At 40.3% G+C, this 5602-nt stretch carries 5 protein-coding genes and 1 pseudogene; 3 read left to right on the forward strand and 3 right to left on the reverse strand.

Annotated features, from left to right (window positions below; translation table 11 throughout):
* Positions 1-345 (forward strand): annotated as a pseudogene (locus JL57_RS08190) (preprotein translocase subunit SecA); the annotation flags it as partial.
* A gap of 11 nt (positions 346-356) precedes the next feature.
* Entirely contained in the window at positions 357-485 is a 129-nt protein-coding gene (locus JL57_RS33865) for a hypothetical protein (protein ID WP_291299843.1), read from the forward strand.
* A 782-nt stretch (positions 486-1267) separates the two neighbouring features.
* Here JL57_RS33865 and JL57_RS08195 read toward each other — a convergent pair.
* From JL57_RS08195 to JL57_RS33870, 3 genes are all read right to left on the reverse strand, one after another.
* A complete protein-coding gene (locus JL57_RS08195) occupies positions 1268-2236 on the reverse strand; it encodes a selenoprotein TsoY (protein ID WP_034141569.1) in 969 nt (322 codons plus the stop codon).
* A 60-nt stretch (positions 2237-2296) separates the two neighbouring features.
* Positions 2297-2617, reverse strand: a complete 321-nt coding sequence (locus JL57_RS08200; protein WP_034141570.1) for a DsrE/DsrF/TusD sulfur relay family protein — start codon at positions 2615-2617, stop codon at positions 2297-2299.
* A gap of 738 nt (positions 2618-3355) precedes the next feature.
* Positions 3356-4318, reverse strand: coding sequence for a LysR family transcriptional regulator (locus JL57_RS33870; protein ID WP_291299844.1), 963 nt, complete (start codon positions 4316-4318; stop codon positions 3356-3358).
* A 158-nt stretch (positions 4319-4476) separates the two neighbouring features.
* Here JL57_RS33870 and selD point away from each other — a divergent pair, with 158 nt between their 5' ends.
* Positions 4477-5481, forward strand: coding sequence for a selenide, water dikinase SelD (selD, locus tag JL57_RS08210; protein WP_291299845.1), 1005 nt, complete (start codon positions 4477-4479; stop codon positions 5479-5481).
* Positions 5482-5602: the final 121 nt, after the last annotated feature.

Below are 5602 nucleotides of genomic sequence, written 5' to 3' on the forward strand. Positions count from 1 at the left end.
CAATTGGAGAACGTCAAGACGTCCAAAGCGGATCTCGATAAAACGGCCAGGCAGCTGAAGGATTCGCCGGAATCGCTCCAACAAAGCTCATCCGCCAAGGGCTATGAGAGGATGAAAACGAACTTCATTAATACCTCGCTCAAGGTCAGGGCCAACCATATCGCCTTCCTCTGTGAAAACCTGGATAAAACCATTAAGGAAGTAAAGCATGAGCTGCTCCAAATCGCCCCCAATGACAAGGAGACGTATATCACTTATAAGAATAAAATATATGATCTTTTGAATGTGTGGCTTAAGGATGAGACGTGGAGCAGGCAAGTTCGTCCCGGCGGAGATACGCAGTAAGGAATGGTGGAATGAGCGGAGCATATTGTCCTCAGGCCGTTGCCCCAGTTGCTGCTTATGGCGGTGTTGGTGCAGGGATCGGAGTTGGAATCATCGCTATTGCTATTTTGATTCTTATCGCTTTAGGCGTTATCTTCTAAATAGATACAAGTATTGAAGGCTATCACCTCTAAAGAATGGTGGTAGCCTTCAATACTTGTGAACCTATCCGAGATAAGGGCGAGTTTATTAAATAAACAATAATATCTGTCCTCAAGAAATGCTACCATTCATCGTTTCTAATCCTTTTTTTATGCTTTCTTTGGGTATTATCCTATAACTAAGCCTGATCGAATCGGAAAATTCGTTGGCCGAAACCCAAAAGCCCTTATACATATCTAGTACCCTTCTCGATTCTGGTTCCGAAAACGATGCGACTAAGACTGAACATTGGTCATTTGCAATGAGAAAATTGGTAATCTGACAACGATCGGCCTCTCGTTCATTATTGTCTGTATTCAAAATTGGCAGTATTAGATGATCGCCTGATTTCGACACTAAATCGCATAACGCTGGTTTCAATGAGATTATAAGTTCATCTTTGCAGTCATAATTTCTACCCTCCTCTAGGTCAGTTCGCTGTCAATTATACGCTAAAAGAAGACACAGCCCTCGTTCTCTGATGGATAAGAGACCGAGGGCTAGTGTCTTCTGCACTTTTATAGAACTTCCAATTTGACGTTCTGTCAAACAATGGGGTTTCAATTTTTGAGCAGAATCTAATTTAAGCAATTTACTTATTTGCTTGATAAAATTTGACAAAAACAAAGCTGTAAATAATTGATGCCAACATTATACTTGCATAATTCACAATCGAAAGTAGGGCACTAGGATAATAATTTTCGAATACGTAAACCCCCAAAACTTGGGAGCCAACTAACGCTCAAACCATAGCCCACTGAGTTGGGAAATAGTCACTTTTATAAAAATATTTTTTAAAGTAATCAATGATTAAATATACTGTAAATATAGCCCAACCAATGGCTATGACGTAAGAAAATGTGATAAAAAAGAACGATGCTACTTTAATATCAAACGAAAACCACGTTTGCAAGTAGAGCATGATTTTGTAATAACTTATTCCATACAGACAAGTAATTGGAACTACTAAAAAAAACGCAGGTTGTATTTGATTATCCGGTAATTTGCTGGATTTTAGCTGTTGGTAAATCAAATAAGTGAGTTTAATTACAAGTAAGAAAGAGCCTATACTTAAGGCTAACAAGGATGCAACAGCTGCTATCGATGCAATCTCTCGGTTGCTGGCCATGGAGGCTATTCCTGCTCCGGTTAAATTCACTAAACCAAATGCAAAAACATCAAGCAGCCAGACGAAATTTAATTTAGTGACATCCACCGGCTGGCTTAACCAGCTTTTAAGAACCGTAAATTCAAGTTTTAAAAGCATCAACAAAAGAAATCCAAACATGATTAAGCCAGGCAACATCAATACTTGGATATTAGCCGATAATTGCGGAACAAAAAAAGCTAACGGAGCTAAAATCACATTCATAGTCATAGATAATGAGGCAATAGGTACAAAAATGCCTGTAATCCTTGATGGTGGGCCACTCATGAACTCTTGGTACTCTTGCTTAGTGGCAAGCCATTGAATGAGGTCTTTTGAAAAAACCACAATCGAAAGTAAGTTTATAATAGTGAATACCAACATAATCCCGATTAAAGGAACATACAAGCTAGTTTGAATTGTTGTTAAACTTGCCCAAGGGATATCGGATAGCTTAATTAATCCTTCTCCATGAGGCACTGCAAACTGAAGATAGCTGAAGGCCATGAGTGTAATACCCCCAGCAGCTAAGGGCGCCTGGAAATTAAATGGTGAAAATTTCAATATACATCCTCCCTAACCATCATTGAGATGCAAATCCTAGTACGATTTTGGCTTTGAGATCTAAAAAGTCACTACCTTATCCGCCCACTCAACCATCTCAAGACAGTCAACCATTGTTGAAAGGGGACAAACATCTGTGCCGCCAAGGTTACGTGCCTTTAGACAAGTTCCACACGCCAATATTTCTCCACCGGCTTCTGAATATGTCTTAATCTGTCCAGCCACATCAAACTTCTCGTGAGTATGGTTCTCACATTCTACTGCTTCCCCCATTAGGAATACTTGAACTTCATGGCCATTCTTTAAGGCAGTGTTTGCAAATCTGAAGGCATTCCAGGCTTTTTCAAACTCTTTTGTTTCCAGAATAATTCCAAGTTTCATAATCAATATCTCTCCTCCACTTTTAAATTATAATCGCTAAAAAAAGTAATTGATCTCTAACACATATAGCTCAATTAGCAATTCCAACGTCATAGTTAGGCAATATGACATCTTTGCTCGGTTTTAAGTTTTAAACGTCCTTCTCGCTTATTGATATGTTACCACAGCCCACGTCATAATGGTTATGCATTGTTATTATAGACGTTATGCAAGCAAGGTATATACAAGTGGATATTCCTCCAATTAAGAGTTTTTCGAGAATTATCCCCGCCTTTACCCATAACTTAAACGCATAAAATCTATGCCAACTATGCATTGGTATTATCGTTTCATTCATGCTAGTCTTTAAGCACGATCCATTAATGTTTACTCTAACGATCCAGCAGGTCGTTGCCGAAGTAGTCTGCTAATCCTGGCTAGTACGGTCATGTATAAAATTTTGTCCTAATAAGGGCAAACGACATCTATGGATAATTTTACGTTAAAGGAGGTAGTTTAATGGATTCAATTAGTACTTTTGTAGAAACCCATAAAAGTGATATTATAAGAGTCAATTACTGGATTTAGAGACTTAAAAAGGCTTACTGACATTTTGCAGTAAGCCTTTTTGTTTTGTGGATAAGTTACTATTAAGGGGCCGCCCAAAAAATTCCACTTATATAAAAATCTTAGATTTTGTATGAAATACCCATGATTTAACACACTCACGAATTCATAAACAAAAGCACTTACCTATGCTTACTTATTTATTAATTTGTGAGTGACTCCAATAAATAAAAGGGCCGGATGGGGTAACCGAAAATCTTTAGGGTATGTTAAAATTACTGGGTAAGTACAATTCAGGGGAACCCCTTGCAGAACTCCCAGCTCTAATTCCAGCTTTATAAAACTTTCCGGTAAAATACTACAACCAGAACCATTTAGGAGAAGAGTTTTAATTCCTTCTAATGAATCGACAGTTACTGGAGCATCATCAGCAGAACCCCCCTCCGGAAGGAAGTCCCTATATTTAGAGAATGCGTAAGTTGAAGGAGGAAAGAGAAAGGGAGAATATTCAGCGATTAGTTCAGCGATTCTAAGGCTATTAGCAAAACAATTGATTTCTGGAATTTCCCGTTTATTTTGTAACGTCACGACATCGGATACGTCCGTTGTTTTCAAGATAGATCTTAAGGTGGATTTCGCAGACGTGACTAAGAATAGTCGTTCTTGGTATAGTGGTTCAAGTGTCAGTGGTAAATTATCTGATGGTTCCATCCCGCAGAAGAAGGCGAGGTCAATCTCTCCGCCTGCTAGAAGATTATATAAATCACCATGAGCATGAGTACGAATCTGAAGTTGTAAACTCGGATAACGACGGTGGAACTCCCCCGCGAAGCGAGGCAAGAAGTAGTTGCTTAAATAACTGTCTGCCGCTACCGTAACCGTTCCCTGACGCAAATCTCGAAGGTCTTGAATGGTTCGATTTGCTTGCTCTAGAGTTCGAATGATTTCTTCAGCATACGCCAAGAGTTTTCGACCTGCTTCGGTGAGGGAGATATGATTCGCCATACGTACAAATAGCGGTAATCCAATTTCTGCTTCCAAAGAAGATATCTGGCGGGAGACCGCAGGTTGGCTAAGATAAAGTTCTTTGGCAGCCTTAGAAAAACTTCGCCAGCGCGCAACTTCATAAAAGGCTCTTAAGTGCTGAATGTCCACGCTATACTCCTTTCGCATAGGGATTATAACTAAGTTGCATTTCAATTATATATGAAATATGATACGCTAAAACAGATAAGGAGGCAAGGCAATTGGCTGATCTTAACCGTTCAATTCGTTTAACCAATTATTCTCCTGGATCTGGCTGAGCTTGTAAAATAGGTCCGGAGGACCTAAGCATTCTTTTATCCTATTTACCGAAGCAGAACGTTCCGGGTTTGCTGTCCGGACTGGATGATGACGCTGCAACTTATAGTATTAATGAAAATCTCGCAATTGTTCAAACTCTGGATTTCATTACTCCAGTCGTTGATGACCCTTTTTCATTTGGCGCCATTGCAGCTGCCAATGCGATCAGCGATATTTATGCTATGGGAGCCAAACCGATATTCGCTCTGAATATCGTCAGCTTTCCAATCAAAACGATGCCCATGGAAACTTTAGGAGCCATTTTAGCCGGTGGTGCTGCGAAAGCTGCGGAAGCTGGGTTTTCCATTGTCGGTGGGCATTCTGTGGATGATGCTTCACCAAAGTATGGCCTTTCGGTAACAGGACTCGTTCATCCACAAAAGTTAATCCGCAAAAGTGGTGCCCTTGTTGGGGATGCGCTAATCTTGACAAAACCTCTAGGCACTGGGATATTGGCTACAGGGATTGATTCTGGGATTGTGGGAGACGAGGTAGAAGCAGCCCTAACTGCAGTCATGTTGGAACTTAACCTGAAGGCGGCCCAAGTTATGCAGACGTTTCCGGTTCATGCCTGTACGGACGTATCGGGGTTCGGTCTTTTGGGCCATCTCAGTGAAATGTTAAATCCGGATTTATCCGTGATGCTTGACTATGACAAGTTACCGATTTTACCCCAAGTTTGGGATATTCTTAAATATGGGGGAGTCTCCAGCGGGACCCATTCAAATGCTCGCTATTTAGGTGATCAAGTCCATTGGGAAGAAAAAATAACCTTACTCGAACAAATGGTTCTATTTGATGCCCAAACCTCCGGTGGTTTACTAATGGCCGTTCCTGCAGAGGTGGCTAATTTACTGATTTCTGAGCTAACCTTAGCGAAAACTCTTGCTGCAAATATTATAGGCTATGTTTGTAAACGAAGTGATTTTCCGATTAAAGTTCGACGGGGATTAGGAAACGAAAACCCGTTCTAACTATTTCAATGCAAGATCATAGTAAAATAGTTGAAATGAAACATTTATTTATCCAACTACCCATCCTTGCCCCACTTATGATTTATCCAGGATGAACTTGGACATGCTAAACCTGCTACCA

The sequence above is a fragment of the Desulfosporosinus sp. BICA1-9 genome, from assembly GCF_000802135.1.

What these genes read in the sequence shown, in the direction of transcription:
- JL57_RS08200 (WP_034141570.1), bottom strand. Translation starts at nt 2,617, where the DNA reads ATGAAACTTGGAATTATTCTGGAAACAAAAGAGTTTGAAAAAGCCTGG.
- JL57_RS33865 (WP_291299843.1), top strand. Translation starts at nt 357, where the DNA reads ATGAGCGGAGCATATTGTCCTCAGGCCGTTGCCCCAGTTGCTGCTTAT.